Source organism: Mesorhizobium sp. M0808 (genome assembly GCF_040320025.1).
GTDB lineage: Bacteria > Pseudomonadota > Alphaproteobacteria > Rhizobiales > Rhizobiaceae > Mesorhizobium.
Map to the genome: position 1 here is coordinate 117,816 of NZ_JAMYOX010000009.1, position 23,527 is coordinate 141,342.

At 61.9% G+C, this 23,527-nt stretch carries 18 protein-coding genes; 12 read left to right on the forward strand and 6 right to left on the reverse strand.

What is annotated here, in order from left to right:
• Positions 1-48: 48 nt before the first annotated feature.
• From NKI25_RS14155 to NKI25_RS14170, 4 genes are read left to right on the forward strand one after another with little or no spacing between them, the layout of a single operon-like run.
• Complete coding sequence (locus tag NKI25_RS14155; RefSeq protein ID WP_031211897.1) at positions 49-1,056, forward strand: ABC transporter permease; 1,008 nt, start codon at positions 49-51, stop codon at positions 1,054-1,056.
• 1 nt (position 1,057) lies between these two features.
• Positions 1,058-2,191, forward strand: coding sequence for an ABC transporter permease (locus NKI25_RS14160; protein ID WP_352576427.1), 1,134 nt, complete (start codon positions 1,058-1,060; stop codon positions 2,189-2,191).
• A 10-nt stretch (positions 2,192-2,201) separates the two neighbouring features.
• The gene (locus tag NKI25_RS14165; RefSeq protein WP_352569193.1) at positions 2,202-3,869 is read left to right on the forward strand and encodes an ABC transporter ATP-binding protein; all 1,668 of its coding nucleotides are present in this window, start codon (positions 2,202-2,204) and stop codon (positions 3,867-3,869) included.
• Between the two features lie 21 nt (positions 3,870-3,890).
• Positions 3,891-5,261: an alpha-glucosidase/alpha-galactosidase gene (locus tag NKI25_RS14170; RefSeq protein WP_352587335.1), complete on the forward strand. Its 1,371-nt coding sequence runs from the start codon at positions 3,891-3,893 to the stop codon at positions 5,259-5,261.
• A gap of 26 nt (positions 5,262-5,287) precedes the next feature.
• Here NKI25_RS14170 and NKI25_RS14175 read toward each other — a convergent pair whose 3' ends face one another.
• Entirely contained in the window at positions 5,288-6,490 is a 1,203-nt protein-coding gene (locus NKI25_RS14175) for an ROK family transcriptional regulator (protein ID WP_352569054.1), read from the reverse strand.
• 244 nt (positions 6,491-6,734) lie between these two features.
• On the opposite strand from NKI25_RS14175, the gene NKI25_RS14180 reads away from it, so the two are divergent.
• The 7 genes from NKI25_RS14180 to NKI25_RS14210 all read left to right on the forward strand — a co-directional run bounded on the left by NKI25_RS14180 (position 6,735) and on the right by NKI25_RS14210 (position 15,654).
• Complete coding sequence (locus NKI25_RS14180; RefSeq protein ID WP_352576428.1) at positions 6,735-8,006, forward strand: ABC transporter substrate-binding protein; 1,272 nt, start codon at positions 6,735-6,737, stop codon at positions 8,004-8,006.
• Between the two features lie 71 nt (positions 8,007-8,077).
• Positions 8,078-8,962 carry a carbohydrate ABC transporter permease gene (locus tag NKI25_RS14185; protein ID WP_023677182.1) on the forward strand — a complete coding sequence of 295 codons (885 nt, stop codon included), beginning with the start codon at positions 8,078-8,080 and terminating at the stop codon, positions 8,960-8,962.
• A complete protein-coding gene (locus NKI25_RS14190; protein WP_352576430.1) occupies positions 8,962-9,813 on the forward strand; it encodes a carbohydrate ABC transporter permease in 852 nt (283 codons plus the stop codon). Before NKI25_RS14185 ends, NKI25_RS14190 begins: the two co-directional genes overlap by 1 nt.
• Positions 9,814-9,871: 58 nt before the next feature.
• On the forward strand, positions 9,872-11,011 hold the full coding sequence (locus NKI25_RS14195) for an ABC transporter ATP-binding protein (protein ID WP_352455369.1): 1,140 nt from the start codon (positions 9,872-9,874) through the stop codon (positions 11,009-11,011).
• Between the two features lie 18 nt (positions 11,012-11,029).
• Positions 11,030-13,171, forward strand: a complete 2,142-nt coding sequence (locus NKI25_RS14200; RefSeq protein WP_352998609.1) for a beta-galactosidase — start codon at positions 11,030-11,032, stop codon at positions 13,169-13,171.
• A 217-nt stretch (positions 13,172-13,388) separates the two neighbouring features.
• Positions 13,389-14,630, forward strand: coding sequence for an acyl-CoA dehydrogenase family protein (locus NKI25_RS14205; protein WP_352699496.1), 1,242 nt, complete (start codon positions 13,389-13,391; stop codon positions 14,628-14,630).
• Positions 14,631-14,637: 7 nt separating this feature from the next.
• Complete coding sequence (locus tag NKI25_RS14210; protein WP_352998635.1) at positions 14,638-15,654, forward strand: phosphotransferase family protein; 1,017 nt, start codon at positions 14,638-14,640, stop codon at positions 15,652-15,654.
• 46 nt (positions 15,655-15,700) lie between these two features.
• Here the strand turns inward: NKI25_RS14210 and ftsZ are convergent, their stop codons facing one another.
• Together ftsZ and NKI25_RS14220 are read right to left on the reverse strand one after the other, a co-directional pair.
• Positions 15,701-16,708, reverse strand: coding sequence for a cell division protein FtsZ (gene ftsZ, locus NKI25_RS14215; RefSeq protein WP_023677189.1), 1,008 nt, complete (start codon positions 16,706-16,708; stop codon positions 15,701-15,703).
• A 222-nt stretch (positions 16,709-16,930) separates the two neighbouring features.
• Complete coding sequence (locus tag NKI25_RS14220; RefSeq protein ID WP_352998610.1) at positions 16,931-18,049, reverse strand: NAD(P)/FAD-dependent oxidoreductase; 1,119 nt, start codon at positions 18,047-18,049, stop codon at positions 16,931-16,933.
• Between the two features lie 167 nt (positions 18,050-18,216).
• Between NKI25_RS14220 and NKI25_RS14225 the strand changes: the two genes are divergently transcribed.
• The gene (locus tag NKI25_RS14225; RefSeq protein WP_352998611.1) at positions 18,217-19,593 is read left to right on the forward strand and encodes an aspartate aminotransferase family protein; all 1,377 of its coding nucleotides are present in this window, start codon (positions 18,217-18,219) and stop codon (positions 19,591-19,593) included.
• A gap of 95 nt (positions 19,594-19,688) precedes the next feature.
• Here NKI25_RS14225 and NKI25_RS14230 read toward each other — a convergent pair whose 3' ends face one another.
• The 3 genes from NKI25_RS14230 to NKI25_RS14240 form a co-directional block, all read right to left on the reverse strand.
• On the reverse strand, positions 19,689-20,801 hold the full coding sequence (locus tag NKI25_RS14230) for a nucleotidyltransferase family protein (RefSeq protein ID WP_352455374.1): 1,113 nt from the start codon (positions 20,799-20,801) through the stop codon (positions 19,689-19,691).
• 147 nt (positions 20,802-20,948) lie between these two features.
• The gene (locus tag NKI25_RS14235; protein WP_352998612.1) at positions 20,949-22,115 is read right to left on the reverse strand and encodes an alcohol dehydrogenase family protein; all 1,167 of its coding nucleotides are present in this window, start codon (positions 22,113-22,115) and stop codon (positions 20,949-20,951) included.
• Positions 22,116-22,124: 9 nt separating this feature from the next.
• Entirely contained in the window at positions 22,125-23,504 is a 1,380-nt protein-coding gene (locus NKI25_RS14240; RefSeq protein WP_352998613.1) for an aspartate aminotransferase family protein, read from the reverse strand.
• Positions 23,505-23,527: the final 23 nt, after the last annotated feature.

Below are 23,527 nucleotides of genomic sequence, written 5' to 3' on the forward strand. Positions count from 1 at the left end.
CGTACGCTCAAAGAGAGCGACCGGCTAGACAAGGAAGCGGACCGACCGATGTTGCGATTCCTGCTCACGCGCATAGCGTCGGCGATCCCGGTCCTCGCCATTCTGAGCCTGGTCACCTTCGCCATCATCCAGGCGCCGCCGGGCGACTATGCCGACTACATCCGCTCGCAGTTGATCAATCAGGGCGGGGCCTCATTCGCCGAGGCCGACGCGCAGGCCAAGGCCTATCGGATAGAACACGGTCTCGATAAGCCGCTGCCCGTCCAGTATCTCAACTGGATCGGCGGCATCATCACCCGCGGCGATTTCGGCTACAGCCTCTATTACAATAAGCCGGTGGCCGATGTGGTGGGCGAGCGCCTGCCGCGCACGCTGCTCCTGGCGCTGGTGTGCCATCTGCTGGCATCGGTCCTCGGTATCACCTTCGGCATCTGGGCGGCGACCAGGCAGTACAGCTGGATCGACAGTACGCTGTCAGCGATTTCCTTCCTCGGCATGACGGTGCCGCGCTTCCTGATGGCGCTGATCATCGTTTATTTGCTGGTCTTCCAATTCAACGTCTCCGAGATCGGCAGCTTCTTCTCGCCGCAATTTGGCGGGGCGCCGTGGTCCTGGGCGAAGTTCGTCGATCTCGTCCGGCATGTCTGGCCGGTTGTCGCCATCGCCACCTTCGGCGGGCTCGCCTACAACATGCGGGTGATGCGCGGCAATCTGCTCGACACGCTGAATGCGCAATATGTCGAAACCGCTCGCGCCAAGGGCCTTAGCGGCGGTGCGGTCGTGATGCGCCATGCGGTGCCCAATGCGCTGCATCCGCTGGTCATGTATCAGGGCGTGGTGCTGCCCTATATGCTGACCGGCGAGATCGAGACCGCGATCATCTTTGCCCTGCCGACCGTCGGCCCGGCGATCGTTGGCTCGATGGCGGTGGGCGACGTCTATGTCACGGCGACATTCATGATGGTGCTGTCGGCGACGCTGATCGTCGGCAACATCATCGCCGACATGCTGCTCGTCATGCTCGATCCGCGCGTGCGCCAATATGCAGGGTCCTGAGATGCTTGCTTTCGAGCCCTCGCTGCCGCCAATTGCCGAGGAACCGGCCAAGATCAAGCCGCGCGGCAATGAGAGTTACATCGCACTCGTCTGGCGCCGCCTGAAACGGTCCTGGACCGGCATGGCCGGGCTCATCCTGGTCGCGTTTCTGGTGCTGCTGGCGGTGTTTGCCGACTTCTTCGCACCGATGGATCCCAAGGTGACCGATGTCGGCTTCGCCCCGCCGCAGATGATGAGCTTCCATGACAAGGACGGCAACTTCGTCTTCCAGCCACGCGTCTATGCCCTGGCGGATTCGGAAGACCTCGACCCGGTCACCTTCCAACCCGTCGTCGGGCCGGACTACGACCATCCGCGGCTGCTCGGCTTCTTCGTCAAGGGAGCGGAGTACAAACTGCTCGGCCTGCTTCCCGCGAACCGGCACTTCTTCGGCTCGACCGACGGCCAGCCGGTGCACTTCCTTGGCACCGACAAATTCGGTCGCGATGTGCTGGCTCGTGCGATCTATGGTTCGCGCATCTCGTTGATGATCGCATTGACCGTGGTCTTCATCGTCACCGTGATCGGCACGACGGTCGGCATGGTGTCGGGCTATTTCGGCGGCACATTCGACGTCTGGGTCCAGCGCTTCGTCGAACTGGTGCTCGCGTTTCCGCAATTGCCGCTTTATCTGGCGCTGACCTCGCTGGTTCCGGTGACGGCGCCGACGAATGTTTTCCTGGCCTTCGTGATTGTTGTCATGTCGGCACTCGGCTGGGCGCAGATGTCGCGCGAAGTGCGCGGCAAGACCCTGGCACTGGCGCGGATCGACTACGTTCGTGCGGCGATGGCGGTCGGCGCCACAGATGGCCGCATCATCATGCAACACATTTTTCCGAACGTGATGAGCCACGTGATCGTTGCGGTCACGTTGGCAATCCCCAGCGTGGTCCTGCTCGAATCCTTCCTCGGTTTTCTCGGCTTCGCGGTGAAGCCGCCGCTGATCTCCTGGGGCCTGATGCTGCAAGACACCGCGACCTATTCGGTCATCGGCACTTATCCCTGGATCCTTTCGCCGGTCGGCTTCGTGCTTGTCACCGTCTTCGCGTTCAACGCGCTTGGGGATGGACTGCGCGATGCGGTCGATCCTTATTGAGCATGACATGATGCAACACGCGCTCGTCAAATCCTTCGCACCGCCTGTCCGGCTCGACCATGACGGCCGTTCGGAAAACCCGGTCATTGATGCCCGCAACATCGCCGTCGATTTCAAGGTCGAACACGGCATGATCGTAGCCGTCAAGGACATCTCGTTCCAGCTCTATCGCGGCGAGACGATCGCCATTGTCGGCGAGTCGGGATCGGGCAAGTCGGTGACGGCGCGCACCGTCATGGGACTGTTGTCGAAGCGCGCAGTCGTGTCGCCGAAATCGACTGTCGAATACAACGGGGCGAACATCCTGAAATTTTCCGAGCGTGCGCGGCGCAAACTGCGCGGCGACCGCATCTCGATGATCTTTCAGGAGCCGATGAGTTCGCTCAACCCGATCTACACGATCGGCAGCCAGATCGTCGAGGCGATACGGGTGCATCGCAAGATGAGCCGCAGGCAGGCCGAAGCAAGGGCGCTCGAGCTGCTGCAGCAGGTGCAAATCCCTGAACCCCAAGCGCGGCTGAAACAATACCCGCACCAGCTTTCCGGCGGTCAGCGCCAGCGTGTAATGATCGCCATGGCGCTGGCCAACGATCCCGATGTGCTGATCGCCGATGAGCCGACGACGGCGCTCGACGTCACGGTTCAGGCGCAGATCCTCAATCTCATCCGAAACCTGCAGAAGAAACTGCGCATGGCGGTGATCCTGATCACGCACGACCTGACCGTGGTGCGGCAGTTCTCCGACTATGTCTACGTCATGCAGCATGGGGAGATGCGCGAGCACAATGTGACGGAGAAGCTGTTCGCCAATCCGCAGCATCCCTACACCTGTCACCTGCTTGCCTCCGAGCCGCGCGGCCAGGCAAATCCGTTGCCGGAAGGCGCCGACGTTATTCTTGAAGCTAGGAATGTGCGCGTCTCCTTCATGCTGCGGCATGGCACGTTCATGAGGCCGGACCTGCGCGAACTCGTCGCCGTCGACAGCCTCAGCCTGACCCTTCGGCGGCACGAGACGCTGGGTCTCGTTGGCGAATCCGGATCGGGCAAGACCACCTTCGGCGAGGCGTTGCTCAGGCTCAACACCACGGACAGCGGCGAGATCTATTTCGATGGCCAGCCGATCCATGGCTGTTCGCGCGCGCAGATGCGGCCGTTGCGGTCGCGCATGCAGGTCGTCTTCCAGGATCCGTTCTCGTCGCTCAACCCGCGCATGACGATCGGCCAGATCATCGAGGAAGGGCTGGTCGTCAACCGCATGGGCGCCACCAGGAACGATCGGATCGAGCGGGTGCGCGAGGCGCTGATCAGCGCCGGCATGCCCGGCGATATCCTCTCGCGCTTCCCGCACGAGTTTTCCGGCGGCCAGCGCCAGCGTATTGCGATTGCCCGCGCCGTCGCGCTCGAACCGGAATTCATCGTACTCGACGAGCCAACATCGGCGCTGGATCTCTCGGTCCAGGCGCAGATCATCGAATTGCTGCGCAAGCTGCAGCGCGAACGGGGCCTGAGCTACATCTTCATCTCGCACGACCTCAAGGTCGTGCGGGCGCTGTGCCACCGCGTCATCGTCATGCAGCACGGCAAGATCGTCGAAGAGGGGCCGGTCGACGAAGTCCTGTCCCATCCCAAGACCGCTTACACCGAACGGCTGGTCAAAGCCGCTTTCGAGGTAGCCTAATTGCTTATGCCGGAGGTTGTTGTGGCAAGAAATCCCAAGGTCGCTTTCATCGGAGCTGGCTCGACGGTGTTCATGAGGAACATCGTCGGCGACATATTGCAGCGTCCGGCTTTATCCGGCGCGACGATCGCGCTGATGGACATCAATCCGCAACGGCTCGAGGAAAGCGCAATCGTCGTCGGCAAGCTGATCTCGACGCTTGGCGTAAAGGCCAAAGCCGAAACCTATTCGGACCAGCGCAAGGCGCTGGCGGGCGCCGATTTCGTCGTCGTCGCCTTCCAGATCGGCGGCTACGAGCCCTGCACGGTGACCGATTTCGAAATTCCGAAGAAATACGGGCTGCGCCAGACCATCGCCGATACGCTCGGTGTCGGCGGTATCATGCGAGGGTTGAGAACCGTGCCGCATCTCTGGAAGATCTGCGAGGACATGCTCGCGGTCTGCCCGCAGGCGATCATGCTGCAATATGTCAACCCGATGGCGATCAACACCTGGGCGATCGCGGAGAAATACCCCGACATCAAGCAGGTCGGCCTCTGCCATTCGGTGCAAGGCACGGCAATGGAGCTGGCGCATGATCTCGACATTCCCTGCGAGGAGATTCGCTACCGCTCGGCCGGCATCAATCACATGGCCTTCTACCTGAAGTTCGAGCATCGCCAGCCGGACGGCTCCTACCGCAATCTCTATCCGGATCTGCTGCGCGCCTACAGCGAAGGGCGGGCGCCGAAGCCTGGATGGAATCCGCGCTGCCCGAACAAGGTGCGCTACGAGATGCTGAAGCGCCTCGGTTACTTCGTCACCGAGAGCTCCGAACATTTCGCGGAATACACGCCCTATTTCATCAAGGACGGGCGCGAGGATCTGATCGAGAAATTCGGTATCCCGCTCGACGAATACCCGAAGCGCTGCATCGAGCAGATCGAACGCTGGAAGGGGCAAGCGGAAGCCTATCGCTCGGCTGACAAGATCGAAGTGGAGCAGTCGAAGGAATATGCGTCCTCGATCATGAACTCGGTCTGGACCGGCGAGCCGTCGGTGATCTACGGCAACGTCCGCAACAATGGCTGCATCACGACATTGCCGTATAATTGCGCGGCCGAGGTGCCATGCCTCGTCGACGCCTCCGGCATTCAACCCACGTTCATTGGCGACCTGCCGGTGCAGCTCACCGCGCTGATCCGCACCAATCTCAACGTCCAGGAGCTGACGGTCCAAGCGCTGATGACCGAGAACCGCGAGCACATCTATCACGCGGCGATGATGGACCCGCACACGGCGGCCGAGCTCGACCTCGACCAGATATGGTCGCTGGTCGATGATTTGCTGGTTGCGCATGGCGATTGGCTGCCGGCCTGGGCGCGTGGAGCGCGCAGCGTTCGGGCGGCCTGAGGCGCAGGGCTGTCTGTTTCACTCACCTATGCCGACCATAGGGCCGGCTTTGAAAGCGGAGCGGCGTTGCCGGCAGATGTTTCGAAATCAAAGAGTTTCTGCGTTACGAGAGCAGCCGCTCCCCTTGCCCAGGAATTGTCCTCCCAGTCCAGCAGCATTGGTGGTGCCGCGCGAAAGGTATTTTTCCCAAGCGTCAGCCGCATTGGGCCAAACAGCGCATCGCCAAACGACACGGCTTCACCGCCGACGACAATGACCTCCGGGTCGGTGATGTTGACAAGATTGGCGAGATGCCGGCCGATGCCATGTCCGGCTTCTTCGAGAATGGCGACGGCTCGCGGTTCGCGGTCTGCCAAGGCTGCCATAAGGCTGACTTTGCTATCCGTTTCGTTGTGCCCGGTGGCTTCGCGCCAGGTGCGCAGGATCGCCGGCTCGGCGTAATAGGCCATCAAGCAGCCGCGTTTTCCGCACTCGCAAAGGCGGCCGTTCTCCTCATAAGAGCTGTGGCCGAACTTGCCGGCGGCACCGTTCGCGCCGCGATAGAGTTTGCCATCGAAGACGAGCGCGCAGCCGATTCCGACGCCGATCGCCAGCACGGCCATATTGCGGTGCTGGCGTCCGAGGCCGAAGAGTTGCTGGGCAATGGCATAGGCATTGGTGTCGTCCTCAAGCCACACGGGGACGTCTACCAGTTCGGCCAGCATCGGGCCAAGGGGAACGTTGTCCCAGTTGTAGCGATTGCTGCGGATACACACAGCCTTCTGGTTGTCTATGACGCCAGGCATTGAAATGCCGATCCCGGCAAGCTTGGCAGCGGGCCGATCGACAATCGAAATCAGCTCCGGCACCGCCTTGGCCAAGGTCGCTATGATATGGTCGGGATCGCTGTCCGAGAGCTTGACGCGCAGAGAGCCCAGCGGATTGGTCGCAAGATCGGTGACCACGCATTCGACCGATCCGACCATCAGCTTGAAACCTATGGCAAGGCCGTTGGCATAGTTGATATCCACCGGGATAGGGCGGCGCCCAGCCGAGCCCACGACTGTCTTGCCTTCGATCAGCAGGCCATCCTCGATGAGGTCGGCCACGACGAAGGTGACCGCTGCCGGACTAAGGCCGGTAACTGACGCTATGTCGGCCCGGCTGCGCGCTCCTTCCTGCCGCAAGAGATTGAGGATCAGTCTGCGGTTCATCGCCCGAGTCGTGCTCGGGTCACCCTTGAGCTTCACGGATCCGCTTTCTTAATTTTGTAAATTAATTATTGCCTCTCGAGAAAACGTATGCATAAGTTTGCCCGACTGTTCAACACCCGAACCGGGGGTCAGCGAAATTAATCCGGTTAGCAATATCACCGCGCTCTGAAGGAGCGGGCAAGCATATTCCCTTGCCCGGGAGGTGAGCGGTGCCGGTGAGAAGAACAACCGCGCCGGCCGGTGTGCCAGTAGAGAAATTGACAACACGGGAGGAGTAACAATGACGTTCAAGTGGATTGAAAAGCCGTCGACGCGGCGCAATTTCCTGAAGGGAGCTGGGGGCATTTCCGCTGGAGCCCTCGCGGGCTTCCCGATGCCGGCACTCAGCCAGTCGAGCGAAGTCACCATCATTTCAGACGAAAACAATGCCGATGCCCTGCGGATCTTGCGGCGCATTGCGGCCGACTTCGAGAAGCAGTCCGGCACCAAGGTTGTGATCAACAATATGGATCACGAGGCCCACAAGACCGCGATCCGCAACTACCTTGTCGCCGGGGCGCCGGATGTCTGCTTCTGGTTCTCCGGAAACCGCATGCGCGCCTTCGTCACCCGCGGCCTGTTCGACGACATTTCGGATCTGTTCGAGAAGGAAAAGTACAAGGACGTGCTGGGTGCCATGACCGGTGCCGTCACTGTCGACGGCAAGCAGTATGGCCTGCCGACTGGCGGCACGATGTGGGGCATGTTCTATCGCAAGGACGTCTTTGCCGAGCACGGACTGACGGTGCCGGCGACCTGGGACGAATTCCTGGCTTACGGCCAGAAGTCCAAGGCTGCCGGCCTTATTCCCGTCAGCATCGGCACCAAGGAACTCTGGCCGGCGGCCGGATGGTTCGACCAGATGAACCTGCGGATCAACGGTCTCGACAAGCACTTTGCCTTGATGAACGGCAAGATGGCTTACACCGACCCGGCGCTGACGCCTGTTTTCGACCACTGGGAAGAGCTGATCAAGCAGGGTTTCTTCACACCGGATCAGACGTCGTTCGGCTGGCAGGAGGCCGGCGCCTTCCTCGCCCAGAAGAAGGCCGGCATGATGAACCTCGGTGCCTTCGTGAAGGCTACTTTCCCTGAGCAGGATCTCGAGCAGCTGACATTCGCTCCTTTCCCGAAGATTGACGGCGCCCTCGACCGCTACGAAGAATTCTCGGTCAATTCGGTCCACATCCCGGCCAACGCCAAGAACAAGGCGGGTGCCCGCGAGTTCCTCGCCTTCTTCTACCAGCCGGAAAATTTCGGCCCTTATCTGGAACCTGGCGGCAACGTTCCGCCGCGCAACGACCTTCCGGCCAGCAAGGATCCGCTGGTCAACGCAGCCGTGGAAAGCCTGAAGACGGTGGCCGGCACATCGCAATATTACGACCGCGATACCGATCCCGACATGGCCCAGGCCGGCCTGGTCGGCTTCCAGGAATTCATGGCCAAGCCGGAGCGCCGGGACGCCATTCTTCAGCGTCTCGAGGGAACCCGTCGCCGGATCTTCAAGATCTAGCGCCTCCCAGCGGAGGGGAGCGGGGTTCGTGCTCTGCTCCCCGATGCTTTCCGTGAATGAGGTCTCCCAAAATGACGAAGCTTTGGCGCCGCCATCGCTGGTGGCTGACACCGACACTTCTGATTCTGCCCGCCGCTGTGCTGTTTTCCGTCGTCATTCTGGCATCTGCGGTCGAGAGCCTATGGATCAGCCTGCACGAATGGGACGGCTTCAGCCCGATGGTCTGGATCGGCCTCGGCAACTACCGCGAACTGTTCGCCGACCCGCAGTTCTATGTTTCGCTGAAGAACAATCTGATCTGGTTGGTGATGTTCATGCTGGCGCCGCCGCTCGGCCTCGCCATCGCGCTGCTCGTCAACCAGAAAATCCGCGGCATGCGCCTGCTCAAATCGCTGTTCTTCATTCCGCTGGTGCTGGCTTCGGTTGCCGTCGGCGTGGTCTTCACCTGGGTCTATACGCCGGAATTCGGACTTCTCGCCCTGATATTCCGCACCTTCGGCGCGACCGCCCCGGCAGTGCTGTCGGATGAAAATTTCGTCACCTTCGCCGTCGTGATCGCAGCGTTGTGGCCGCAGATCGCCTTCTGCATGGTGCTCTATCTCGCCGGCCTCAACAATCTCAGCGAGGACCTGATCGGCGCCGGGCGGGTCGACGGCGCCAGGGGCTGGAACATGCTGCGCCACATCGTGTTGCCGCAGCTGACGCAGGTCACCTTTATCGCCATCGCCGTCACTGTCGTCGGCGCACTGCGTTCCTTCGACATGGTCTCGGTGATGACCAGCGGCGGCCCCTTCGGTTCGTCCGAGGTGCTTGCCTATCAGATGTTCGAGCAGTCCATATTTTCCTACCGCTTCGGCTATGGCGCGGCCATTGCCTCGGTGCTGTTCGTGATCATGGCGGTCTTCATCGCCTGGTACCTGACGCGGATGATCCGCGCCGATGAAAGAGGCGGCTGATGTTTCCCCGCCCGATTCCCGAGATTGCTATTTGGCAGCGTGGCCTCTATGTCGTGCTGGTGGTCGGCATCCTGATTGTCTGGCTGGCGCCGCTCTTTGCCATCATCCTTACCTCGTTCCGCTCTACGCAGGATGTCATGGGCGGCAATCTGTGGGGCTGGCCGACCCAATTCGGCCTGGTCGACAACTACACGGCGGTCTTCACCCAGACGCCGATGGCCCGCTACTTCCTCAACAGCCTGACGATCACCATCCCCTCGGTGATCGGCGTTCTCATCTTGAGCACGCTCGCCGGGTTCGTGCTCGCCCGTTACCGTTTTCGCGGCAACATGCTCGTCTTCGCCCTGTTCGTCGGCGGAAACTTCCTGCCGCACCAGATCATGATGATCCCGGTGCGCGATCTCATGGTGCGGCTCAACCTCTACGACACGATGGCCGCCCTGATCATCTTCCACATCGCCTTCCAGACCGGGTTTGCGACACTGTTCATGCGCAACTTCATCGCCGCGTTGCCGGGAGAACTGTTTCAGGCCGCCAGGGCCGAGGGCGCGACACCGTTTCAGACATTGGTACATGTCGTGGTGCCGCTGGTGCGGCCGGCTCTTGCGGCGCTGGCGATCCTGCTCTTCACCTTCATCTGGAACGATTATTTCTGGGCGGTCGTGCTCACCATCAGCGATACCGTCAAACCGGTAACCGCCGGCCTGGCCAACCTGCGCGGCGAATGGGTTTCGGCCTGGAACTTGATCTCGGCCGGAACCATCGTTGTGGCTTTGCCGCCGGTTGCCATGTTCTTCCTAATGCAGAAGCACTTCATCACCGGCCTCACCATGGGAGCGGTCAAGGGATGAGCGACCATGGCTTCAAGGCGTCGCCCCGATCCGAAACTCATTTCGCAAGCAGGGCTCCATGACCAGTCTTGAACTCCGGCAGATACAAAAGAATTATGGCAGCTACCACGCGCTGCGCGGCATCGATCTCAGCGTCGAACAGGGCGAGTTCATTGTCACCGTCGGGCCGTCCGGCTGTGGCAAGTCAACGCTGTTGAAGATCATCGCCGGGCTTGAAACCGTCTCGACCGGTGAAATTCTCATCAACGGCCGTGATGTCACCACCACCGAGCCGGGTGAGCGCGGCATTGCCATGGTCTTCCAGTCCTATGCGCTTTACCCGCATATGACGGTCGCCGAGAACATGGGTTTCGGCCTGCGCATGGCGCATCGCCCCAAGGCCGAGATCGATGCCGCCGTGCTGCGAGCCGCCAAGATCCTTCGCATTACCGACCAGCTCGACAAGCGGCCGAAACAGCTTTCCGGCGGCCAGCGTCAGCGTGTGGCGATCGGCCGTGCCATAACCCGCTCGCCCGACGTGTTCCTGTTCGACGAACCGCTATCCAACCTTGACGCAGCGCTGCGCACGCAGATGCGCGTCGAGCTTTCCGATCTGCACGCCAGGCTCGGCGCCACCATGGTCTATGTCACGCACGACCAGACCGAGGCGATGACAATGGCGAGCCGTATCGTCGTGCTCAATCGCGGCTCGGTCGAGCAGGTGGGCGCTCCGCTCGAACTTTATCGCAATCCGGCCAACCTTTTCGTCGCGGGCTTCCTCGGCGCACCCCGGATGAATTTTTTCGAAGTGACCGTCGCCGCCGTCTCCGGCGGCGCCGCCACGCTGTCGACCGCCGGTCTTTCTCCTTTGACTGTCGAACTGACGGAAGCGGCATCCGTACAGGTCGGCGATAGGGTGACGATGGGGATTCGGCCGGAGAGCATCAGCTTGGCCGCGGAAGGGACAGCGAGTTTTGCAGGACGGGTACGGCTGGTCGAGCATCTCGGCCGCGAGACCATCCTCTATGCCGACGCCGGCCCGCTGCAATGCGTCAGTTCCGAAAGCGGCAGCGGCAACGTCACCGTCCAGATCGGCCATGCGAGTGCCGTCGCCGCCGATGCGACCGTCGGCTTCAAGGTCGAGCCGCGTGACGTCTATCTCTTTTCCTCTGTCGATGAGCGGACAATCAGTGCCCGCAAATCCACCATCACCGACTGACCTGCAGGAGTATCCTTCGTGAACAAGACTTCAAACGGCCGCGCCCTGTCGGTCTGGCGCACGATCCAGACCGACCGCTTTCTGGTCGGCGCGCCGCATTACCCCGAGCATGTGGACGAGAGTTACTGGGACAATGACGCCAGGCGCATGGCCGAGGCCGGCTTCAACGTCGCCCGCCTCGGCGAATTCGCCTGGCACATTTTCGAACCGCGTGAAGGCATCTTCGATTTCAGCCTGTTCGACCGGGCAATCGAGGGGCTGGCGCGTCACGGCGTCAACACGATCTTGTGCACGCCGACCGCCACTCCGCCGCGCTGGCTGACCGCAAAGCATCCGGAAATCCTGCGGCTTGATGGAAATGGCCGGTCGATGGGCCACGGCTCGCGCCAGTATGCCGACACCAGCAGCCCGGTGTTTCGCGACTATAGCCGCAAGATCACCAACGCGATGGCGGACCACTACCGCGACAATGCAAATGTCATAGGCTGGCAGACCGACAACGAACTCAACACCAGCATGCCGGAATCCTATTCGCCGTCGGCATTGAAGGAATTCCAGGCTTATCTCCAGGAAACCTACAAGACGATAGACAGGCTGAACTTCGCCTGGGGTGGCGATTTCTGGGCGACGGCTTACGGCGATTTCAGCGAAATTGTCTTCCCGCTGGATTTTTCCCCGTCCTTTCCCGGTCCCGGTCACCTCCAGGACTACCACCGTTTTCTCGGCTTTTCGACAGCACGGTTCCAGCACGACCAGGTCGAGATCCTGAGAAAAGCGAATGCCAGTTGGTTCATCTTCCACAATCTCGGCGGATTGCGTGACATCGACTTTCGCGGCCAATTCTCCACCGATCTCGACTTCGTCGGCTACGACATCTATCCGTTCCTCTATGACGAGTTCTTTCGCCTCGGCAATCACGCCAAGATCCAGGCGCTGCATCTCGACATCTGCCGGGGATTTTCCGGCAACTACATAGTGCCGGAACAACAGTCGGGTTTTGGCGCCCAGCCGGGCTTCTGCACGCTGACGCCGGAGCCGGGCGAAATGCGACGCATGGCGATGTCGTCGGTTGCGCGTGGCGCCGATGGGATCATGTTCTTCCGCTGGCGTCCCGCACATTTCGGCGCCGAGATATACTGGATGGGCATCATCGATCACGATGATGTCGCTCGCCGCCGCTATGACGAAGCCAGGCAGTTCGCCACCGAGATGACGGCGCTTAAAGACAAGATCCTAGGCACCCATGTGCGGATGGATGTCGGCATCGCCGGCTCGGACTTCGACAATCAGGAAGCCCACAAGACTTTCCCCATCGGCCTGCCAAGTCCGCAGGATGATGCAATCTTGCTGCATCAGTATTGCTATGACCGCGGCATCGCCTGCGGCTTCATCCACCCGGAAGACGATCTGTCGAAGCTCAAGGTGTTCTACGTGCCGCATTGGGTGATCTGGAAGGACAGCTGGACCGAGCGGCTGCAAGTCTTTGCCGAAAATGGCGGTACCGTCATCATCGGCGCGCGCACGGGAACCCGCGACGAAAACAACCACGTCATCCGCGAGACAGCGCCGGGCCGGTCGCTGTCGAAGTTGACCGGCGTTCGCGTCGAGGATTTCGGGCGGCTGGCGGCACCTGGGGCCAATGGCCTGTTCAATACGATGTCGCGCTCCGGCGGGCTCGTCATTCCTCCCGACAGACCGGCCGAATCCAGCCGCCGTATCCGTCGTTTCACCGTCGGAAACCACGAGTTCGATGCCGGTTATTTCTATGAGAACCTCGCAGTCGAACCGGAAGTCGAAATTGTAGGGGTTTGGTCGAACCGCTACGCGGCAGGAACGCCTGCAATTACCTCCCGCGCCGTCGGCAAGGGCCGTGTGCTCTATGTCGGCACTTATCTAACCCCGGAGCTGACAGCTCAACTCGCTACGCGCACTTTCGTGGATGCGAATGTGGAGCCTCTGGTTCCGGATCTGCCGGACGGCGTCGAGGTCACGATGCGCGAGAATGACGAACGCCGGCTGTTGTTCGTGCAAAACATCAAAGACACGCCCGTTGCGGTAACCGGCGTTCCCTTCGGCAGCAACCTGCTCGATAGCGAAGGACCTGTCTCCGGAGTGTTGACGCTGGACGGCTATGGCTGCGCTGTCCTCGAATTGATCTGAGCATTGTCGCGGACGTTAGCCATACGAAACCTGAGTACTCCTGGAATTCGACCGCCATCGGCAGCACGCCGGCATCGATCCATATCGAACCGGCGCTTTGAACGTGCGCAAGGAACGGCCGGCGAACTGCTGTTGCTCGCATTCAACGACGGCAGTTACACTAGCGGCGCGACCATCGGAGCCGATGGCGGCATCTCGTTTCATCCTTGTGAGCGCCATGAATTTCGACATTTCCGTCCGAACCGAGGCCTTCCGCAGCCGGATCGCCGATTTCGTCGAGCGCGAAATCCTGCCGCTCGAGGCAGATAAGGCTTCCTACGACGGCCATGGCAATGTCGCGCTGCCGCTGCTCGAAACGCTGCGGGGCAAGGCGAAAGCAGCCGGCCTGTGGTGCCTGCAGCTCAAACCCGAGACCGGCGGGGCCGGCCTTTCCAAGGTGGATATGGCCGTCTGCTATGAAGAGATGAACCGCTCGATCTTCGGTCCGGTCGTGTTCAATTCCGCGGCCCCCGAGGATGGCAACATGATGGTGCTGGAGCGACTGGGAACGCCGGAGCAGAAGCAAAGATGGCTGAAGCCGATCGTCGAGGGCAAGGTGCGTTCGGCTTTCGCAATGACGGAACCGCATCCGGGCGGCGGCTCCGACCCGTCGATGATCATGACCAGAGCCGAACGGCGTGGCGACAGATATGTCGTCAAAGGCCGCAAATGGTTCATCACCGGCGCGCAAGAGGCGAGCCACTTCATTCTCATTGCGCGCACTTCGGACGATCCGCGTCACGGCCTTTCGGCCTTGCTGTTCCACAAGGACCAGCCGGGCTGGCGGATCGTGCGGCGCATCGAGATCATGGGACCGGAAGAACATGGCGGCCATTGCGAGTTGGAATTCGACGGCCTGGAAGTCCCGGTCGAGGACGTGCTTGCCGGCGAAGGCAGCGGCCTCCGGGTTACCCAGGTCCGGCTCGGTCCGGCGCGGCTCACCCATTGCATGCGTTGGCTCGGGCTTGCCAAGCGCTGCATCGAGATCGCGCGCGCCTATGCCGCCGAGCGTAGCGGTTTCGGGCAGCTTTTGGCCGACCGTGAGAGTATCCAGCTGATGCTCGGCGATCTTGCCATGCGCATCGAGATCGGGCGGCTGCTGGTGATGAAGGCGGCTTGGGAGCTCGATCGCGGCGGCTTTGCCCGCAAGGAGATCTCCATGGCCAAGATCCAGGTCGCCAACATGCTGCATGACGCCGCCGACGTGGCGATCCAGATCAACGGCGCCCGCGGCTATTCGAAAGACACTGTACTCGAATGGATCTACCGCTACGCCCGCCAGGCTCGCCTGGTCGACGGCGCCGACGAGGTCCACAAGATGGTGCTCAACCGCTTTCTCAACGAGGAAGGTGCGGGCTTCTGGCGCTGGCATGTCGAAGCCGGCAGACAAGACGAAACAGGTCGCGGCGGGAACCGCTGAGCCGGCAATGAGGATGGATTTCGATCCAGTACGCCTGGAGGATTTTCTGAGAGCGCATTTTGGCGATGGCCAGATGTCGCTTGAGCGGATCGTCGGCGGCCAATCCAACCCGACCTATTTCGTCGACTATGGCGGCCGCCGCATGGTTCTGCGCAAGAAACCTCCGGGACCGATCCTGCGCGGCGCTCATGCGGTCGATCGCGAGTACCGTGTGATCGAGGCGCTAGCATCGACAAAGGTGCCGGTGCCGCGGCCGGTGCTCTATCACGACGGCGACGAGCCGCTCGGCACGCCGTTCTATCTGATGCAGCGGCTCGACGGCCGGGTGTTCCACGATGGCGCGTTGCCGGGACTGACGCCGGACGAGCGGCGCGGCATCTATTTCGGCATGGCCGAGGCGCTGCCAAAGCTGCACGCCGTCCGGCCGGAAGAGGTTGGGCTCGGCGACTATGGCCGTCCCGGGAACTATTTTGAGCGACAGATCGCGCGCTGGACCAGACAGTTGCGGGAATCGCCGAGTGAGCGCATTGCCGCGCTCGAAGCCGTCGCCGAATGGCTGCCGCGACATCTTCCGCCAGATGACGGCCACGTTTCGATCGCGCATGGCGATTTCCGTCTCGGCAATCTCATCTTCCATCCCGAGCGGCCCGAGGTGATCGGCATACTCGACTGGGAGTTATCGACCCTCGGCCATCCGCTTGCTGATCTCGGCTTCTGCTCGATGCCCTGGCATTCCTCATCGGACGAATATGGCGGCATCCTCGGCCTCGATCAGGCAGCCCTCGGGATTCCGACACAGCGCGAATTCCTCGATCATTACTTCGCCCACGCCGTGCCGACGGCGCCGCTCCAGCGGTTCCATCTGGTGTTTGCCATGTTCCGCTTTGCCGTGATCTTCGTCGGCATCGCCGACCGCGTGCTGGCCGGCAGCGCGGTTGCGGCCGATGCGGCCGACGTGGCACCGCTGGCCGGCCGTTTTGCTGCACGCGCTATGGAAGTCATCGACGGCGCGCGGCCGTGGTGACGCGAGGCTGGCAATCAGCTGAGCGAACCGCACGCGATAACGCTGTTCAGTTCATGCGAACTTCCGGTTCGGCAAGCAGTGGAATCTCCAGGCCACGCCGCAAGCCGGTCGCCACGACCGACACCCTGAATTTTCCGGCGAGTGCCTTGTCGAAGATGGCGCCGACGATGATGTCGGCATCGTTGTCGACCTCCTCGCGGATGCGGGTAGCGGCTTCGTCAACCTCGAACAGCGTCATGTCCATGCCGCCCGATATCGAGACAAGGACGCCCTTGGCGCCCATCATCGAAGCTTCGTCGAGCAGCGGGTTGGCGATTGCCGCTTCCGCTGCCTTCTTGGCGCGGCCTTCTCCGGCGGCTTCGCCGGTTCCCATCATGGCGCGGCCCATGTCGCGCATCACCGACTTCACATCGGCGAAGTCGAGATTGATCAGGCCTTCCTTGACGATCAGATCGGTGATGCAGCCGACACCCGCATAGAGGACCCGGTCGGCCATGGCGAAGGCGTCGGCGAACGTGGTTCTGGCGTCGGCGATCCTGAACAGGTTCTGGTTGGGAATGACGATGACGGTATCGGCGCTTTCGCGCAGGCGCTCGATGCCCTCATCGGCAGCGTACATGCGGCGCCTGCCTTCGAAGACGAATGGCTTGGTGACGACGGCAACGGTCAGTATTCCGGCTGCCCGCGCTGCCTGCGCTATCACAGGCGCGGCACCAGTGCCGGTTCCGCCTCCCATGCCGGCGGTCACGAAGCACATGTGCGTTCCAGCAAGGTGATCCATGATCTCGTCGATGGATTCCACGGCCGCAGCACGGCCGACCTCGGGCAGGGACCCGGCGCCGAGACCTTCGGTGATATGAGCGCCCAACTGGATCAGCCTCGTTGCCTTCGACATGGCAAGGGCCTGGGCATCGGTGTTGGCGACGATGAATTCCGCGCCCTGCAGGCCTTCGGCGATCATGTTGTTGACGGCGTTGCCGCCGCCGCCGCCGACCCCGACGACGGTGATCTTGGGCCTCATCTCCGAGATTACCGGCCTCGTCGCGGTGTTCATTGCCGTTCTCCCTGGATACGCCGAGTGGTCGCTGGAAGCTTGTCCCGGGCGCACTGCGAAAACTCTGAACCGGGCAGTGCGAATCAGGACAGCCCCAGAATGCAGGGAATCAGAGCGCGGAGCGGGCTGCAAGTGCGCGATGTGCCTCATAGGGGACTTGCGTCTGAAAGTTCACGCAATGCGCCTTGATACAGTGCAGATCGCGGCGCGGGGCGCCGCACGCTACAACTTCGGCGCGAGGCACTGCGCGACATGGTCGGCAATCGTCAGGCAGGAGGTCAGGCCGGGGCTTTCGATGCCGAACAGGTTGACCAGGCTATCCACGCCGTGCACCGCCACGTCCTGGACGACGAAGTCGGCATTGGCCTCACCGGGACCGGACAGTTTTGGCCGGATGCCGCTGTAAGCGGGTTGCAGGCTGCCATCGGCCAGGTCCGGCCAGTATTTGCGGATCTCGCTGTAGAAGCGCTCGCCACGAGCCGAGTCGACGCGATAGTCGAGTTGATCGGTCCATTCGACGTCCGGCCCGAAGCGGGCGACGCCATCAAGGTCGAGTGTCAGATGAACACCGAGCCCGCCGGGTTCGGGCACCGGATAGACCAATCGCGAGAACGGCGCCCGGCCGGCCACCGAAAAATAATTGCCCTTGGCATAATGGAGCTTTGGCACGAATTGCTGATTGAGCCCTTCAAGCGAACCGGCAAGTGCTGCGGCGCCAAGCCCGGCGGCATTGACGAAACGCGGAGTGGCGATCTCGAAGCGCTCGCCGCCGGCAGCGTCCACCGTCTCGAGCACGACGCGGCCTGCTTCGATGCGGCCGGAGGCGATGCGCGTGTTGAGACTAAGTGCCGCCCCGTGCTCCTCGGCGTCGCCCAACAGGGCGAGCATCAGGGCATGGCTGTCGATGATGCCGGTGGCGGGCGACAGCAGCGCCGCCGTGCACTTAAGGCTGGGCTCCAGCGTATGCGCCTCGGCTTCGCTCAAGCGCAACAGGTCGCCGGCGCCGCAAGCGCGTGCATTGGCCCGGATTGAGGCGAGCACCGGCTCCTGTTCGGCATTTGTGGCAACGATGAGCTTGCCGCAGCGCGCGTGCGGGATCGCCCGCTCCTCGCAATAGCGATAGAGTCTTTCCCGGCCGGCCACGCAGAACCGGGCTTTCAGCGATCCAACCGGATAGTGGAGGCCGGCATGGATGACCTCGGAATTGCGCGAACTTGTCCCGGTGCCGATAGCGCTCTCGGCTTCCAGGACCAGCGTATCGATGCCGCGCTGCGCCATCTCTCGCGCGATCGCCAGGCCAACAACGCCGGCGCCGGCGACAATGCAGTCGACATGGTCCACGGTCAGGTCAAGCCGAAGTTCTGCATGCGTCCATCCATCCGCTGGCCCTGTCGAAAGCGCTTGACACTATACCGTTCGAGAAAGATGCATCAAACGGCATAATGCACGGGGACCTGCCGAGCCGGACCGGCGGCAGGACTGTTTCCGCGTGCAGCACAGGAGCCATCATGGATGCACGACCGAATTCTCCCGAAGCCCGCGACATAAGCTTTCACATGCATGGCTATACGAATGCGCGCAAGCATCAGGAATCGGGGCCGCTCATTATCGAGAAGGGCGACGGCATCTATGTCGAGGACCTCGCCGGCAACCGTTATATCGAGGCGATGGCCGGGCTTTGGAGCGTCGCGGTCGGTTTTTCGGAGAAGCGGCTGGTCGATGCGGCAGTACGGCAAATGTCGAAGCTGCCTTACTATCACGATTTCGGCTCCAAATCGCATTCGCCGCTGATCGATCTCGCCGAGAGACTGGTGCAGATGGCGCCGGTGCCGATGAGCAAGGCGTATTTCACCAATTCCGGCTCCGAGGCCAACGATTCGGCCATGAAGATGATCTGGTACCGGTCGAATGCGCTCGGCCAGCCGGCGCGCAAGAAGATCATCAGCCGCAAGAAGGGCTATCACGGCGTCACCATCGCCTCGGCAAGCCTGACCGGACTGCCCAACAACCACACTTCCTTTGACCTGCCGATTGCCAATGTGCTGCATACCTCGACGCCGCACCATTGGCGCGAGGCGCTGCCGGGTGAAAGCGAAGAGCTGTTTTCGACGCGGCTCGCCGACGAGCTGGAAAAGCTGATCCTCGCCGAAGGACCGGAAACCATCGCCGCCTTTTTCGGCGAACCGATCATGGGCGCCGGCGGCGTCATCGTTCCGCCGGCCGGCTACTGGGAGAAGATACAGGCGGTGCTATCGAGATACGACATCCTGCTCATCGCCGACGAGGTGATCTGCGGCTTTGGCCGAACAGGTGAGATGTTCGGCTCGCAGACCTTCGGCATCAGGCCCGACATCATGGTGTTGTCGAAACAGATCTCTTCGTCCTACCTGCCGATCTCAGCCCTGCTGATCAATGACAAGGTATTCGAGCCGATCGCCGACGAGAGCAACCGTATCGGCACCTTCGGCCACGGTTTCACCGGCGGCGGCCATCCTGTTGCGGCAGCGGTCGCGCTCGAGAACCTGAAGCTGATCGAGGAGCGCGACCTTGTCGGCAATGCGCGTGCGGTCGGCGCGCATTTGCAGAAGCGGCTGCGCACGCTCGCTTCGCACCCGCTTGTCGGCGAGGTGCGCGGCATCGGCCTGGTCGCGGCGGTCGAGCTGGTCGGCGACAAGGCAAACAAGACGCCGTGGGGGAAGACCGGTGAACTGGGCGGGCTCGTCAACGGCTTCATGCAGCAGAACGGCGTCATCTCGCGCAATATGGGCGATGCGCTGGCTTTCTGCCCGCCGCTGATCATCACCGAGCCGCAGGTCGACCAGGTGATCGACGCGTTTGAACGGTCGCTCGAGGCTGCCGCCAAGCAGGTCCGATCGCAGAGCTGAATAGGCAAAGTCGATTTTGAAACCTGAAAACAAAAAAACAAAAACGCCTCGGCGACGGCTGGCAGAAGGTTACCCTCCACACCCGTTGCTGCCGTTTAGTCTCCGTGCTTTGTTTTCGCAGATGAGCCGCTGAATCCTTCCAGTTCCTCGCCGATTCCTGAAAGTGCGTTGACGATCGTCGCCTCGACGTCGCCACGCTGTTTCTGGGGAATCAAGCCAAGTCCTTTTTGTATCGCTTCACGCCAATGTTTCCCCCTGTCCCACGCTTCCGAAAACGCGATGGCGAGATCGTCCTGGCGACGGGTAGCTTCCAGTGCCTCGACCAGAAGTGCTGCCTGGTGGACATCCTTTTCCCGCTTGCCCACGCCGTTTGCGTTGTTCTGTCGGCGCGAGGCAACGATCAGCTTGTGAACCGCATATCGTCCGGGCGACGGTACCACGACAGGCACTCCCGATCGATGCAGCAGCACAGTTCTGATTGGTTCGTGGATCAGGAAATCGAGAAACCGAAGAGGCTGCGCGGATGCACCGCCCAAAGACGGCATCGAGGTTGCATGATCGGCGTAGTCATCGCTGCCCGTGTTCGGTGTAAGGAACTCGACCTTGTATCGGACTGCGTTCTCGAATTGCGTCGCGTGTCCGGGATCTGATCTGTGAGGGATTTCCCTGAAGGTTGGGTCGATCTCCCTCAAGATTTCGAGGATGGGCGGCAGGCTGTCCTCGACCGCGGCCGACACGGAATGGAATAGGGCGAAGTCTGCATCGCCCGTCTGCAACGCTGCACCGGGCAGCTTCACGCCCAGATAGCCCGCGTAGGACTGAAAGGCGACTGTGCCGACCAGGACGCCGCGCAAGCGGAAGATGCCAGCCTTCCCCAGCGCCTCGACGACATCCCCGGTGAACCTTTCGGGTTCTGTCAGCCCTGCCTCGCGCACGAGCGTGGATACCAGCTTCCTGCGGGCGCGGAGGTCGTCCTTGATCTGACGGAAGGATTCAACGCGTTTTGCAATCTCGGGATCGCTGTCAGGCCCGACATACCGTCGCGTCTTCGTCGGCTGCGTTTCCTCGAAATACCAGTATACCTTGCCCTTGACGGGCACCTTGACGAGATTGCCCGTCGTAGGGAAATCCGTTTCGAAGGCTGCGTCCAAGGATCGCTGGACGAGTTCCGCATACATCGTGCGGTAAACGAGGTCGACCGTCTTCATGTCGGGCGGCTCCGGTTATAAGAAAAATGCGGTTCTCTTATAGCGCCATGACCTCAAGGGACGCAAGCGGGGGTTATAAGAAAATCGCGAAAACCTTATAACGCCGCAGGAGAGGTCAGGAATCCTTGTTGCCGGCGTGCAGCCAAATCAGAATGGGTTTTGCTCATTCCGCGTCCACGAACGGCCCGAGCCTGTCATAGGCGTTTGTGGTCGACGCGCTATTTTGGCGGCCGCATCCGGAACGACCACCAGCTTGCCGACGAAATCCTTGGCGATGAAATCCGCCTGGGCGCGATGGAAATCGGACAGCTTGTAGACGCCGCCGACCAGCGGCCGGATTTTCTTGTCCTCGATGTAGCGCACTATGCGGCGGAAATCCGCCCGCGTGCCCTGGCTCGAGCCATGCAGTTGCAGCTGTTTCAGATACATGGTGCGCAGATCCAGCTGCACGACCGGGCCGGCAATTGCACCAGCCGTGGTATAGCGGCCTTCCGGCCTCAAGATGCGCAGGAGGTCGTTGAAGATCGCGCCGCCGACCAGATCGGCCACCACGTCGATCGGCTGGCCCCCGGTCGCCGCGCTGACGGCGGCCGGCAGATCGGCAACGCCACGGGTGATCACCGCCTCGGCGCCGATGTCACGCACGGCCTGTTCCTTGCCCTTGCCGGCAACCGCATAGGGAATGGCGCCGCGCGCCCGCGCCAGCTGCACGATGCCCGAGCCGACGCCGCCCGAGGCGCCGGTGACCAGCACACGCTCGCCGGCTTTCAATGCGGCGCGTTCCAACATCTGCTCGCCGGTGAGATAGGCGCAGCAGAAAGTGGCAAGCTCGACATCGCTCAGATCGGTGTCGACGACATGGGCGTTTTCGGACGGTACTGCCTGGTATTCGGCATAGCCGCCGTCACGGCCATGGCCCATATAGTCGATGTCGGCGAGTGAATCGTCGTCGCGATTGTAGATGGAGAAATCGACCATCACCCGCTCGCCGATGCGGGCCGGCGACACGCCGTCGCGGACGGCAATGATGTTGCCGACCGTGTCGGTGCCCTGGATGCGCGGGAAGCTCAGCGTATTGCCCTGACGACGCCAGGTCGACACAGCGGCGGCATCCTCCTCCGTTCCATAGGCGCCCTGGCGCACCCAGACGTCGGTGTTGTTCATGCCGCAAGCGGTGACCTTGACCAGCACCTCGCCCCGGGCGGGCGAGGGCACTTTCACGTCGGTGCGGTAGACGAGCTTTTCCGGTCCGCCGTGCCCGATCAGCTGCACGGCGGCCATGGTGGCGGGGAGGGTTTTGGTCATGGCATTCATGTCGGCTCTTCAGATGTTTGCAAACACGCTCTTCACCGCGTCGGCCGTCTTCGACACGACGATATCGGCCTCTTCCCGCGTCAGGCAGAGCGGCGGCGCGAAACCGAGAATGTCGCCCTGCGGCATGGCCCGGCCGATGACGCCGCTTGCCGCAAGAGCGGTTGCGACCTGCGGCCCGATTTTTTGCGAGGCGTCGAAGAACACGCGATCGTTCTTGTCGGCGACGAACTCGATTGCCGCCAGCATGCCGTCGCCGCGTACCTCGCCGACATTTTTGTGACCACCGACGGCTTTCGTCAGCTCGGCGCGGAAATAGGCACCGGTCTCGCCGGCGTTCCGCACCAGGTCCATCTCGTCGATCAGTTCCAGGTTGGCGACGCCGGCGGCCACGCAGATCGGATGCGCCGAATAGGTCCAGCCATGGCCGAGCGAGCCGAGCTTGTCGGAACCCTGCACCAGCACCTGCCAGACCTTGTCTGAGACTATGACGCCCGACAGCGGCGCATAGGCCGAGGTCAGGCCCTTGGCGATGGTGATCAGGTCGGGCTTGATGCCGCAGTGGTCGGAGCCGAACATGGTGCCCAGCCGGCCGAAGCCGGTGACGACCTCGTCGGCAACCAGAAGCACGTCGTACTTCTTCAGCACCGCCTGGATCTTCTCCCAGTAGCCGGCCGGCGGCGGCACGATGCCGCCGGTGCCGAGGATAGGCTCACCGATGAACGCGGCGACCGTCTCCGGCCCTTCGGCGAGAATCATCTCCTCGAGCTTGTCGGCACAGTATTGCGAAAACTGCTCCTCGCTCAGCGAGCGGTCGGCGCGGCGGAAATAGTAGGGCGCCTCGGTGTGCAGGACCGGCGCACGCGGCAGGTCGAAGGCGTTGTGGAACAGGTCGAGGCCGGTCAGCGATCCGGTCATGATGCCGGAGCCGTGATAGCCGCGCCAGCGCGAGATGATCTTCTTCTTCTCCGGCCGGCCGAGCACGTTGTTGTAGTACCAGATCAGCTTAATGTTGGTTTCGTTGGCATCGGAACCGGAGAGGCCGAAATAGACCCTCGACATGCCTTGCGGCGCGCGGTCGATGATCATCTTGGAAAGGGTGATCGATGCCTCGGTGCCGTGCCCGACATAGGCGTGGTAATAGGCGAGGTTCTTGGCCTGCGCGGCGATGGCGTCGGCTATCTTCTGGCGGCCATAGCCGACATTGACGCAGTAGAGCCCGGCGAAGGCATCGATGCTCTTGCGACCGTTATTGTCCCAGATGGTGACGCCTTCGCCACCGGCGATCACCCGCGTCGGAGATTCACCGCGTGCGTGCGTGCCCATATGGGTCGAGGGATGGAAGAAATGATCGCGATCCCAGGCGGCGAGTTCGTTGGACTGGTCGAGCATTTTTTACTCCTTGAAAGCAAAAG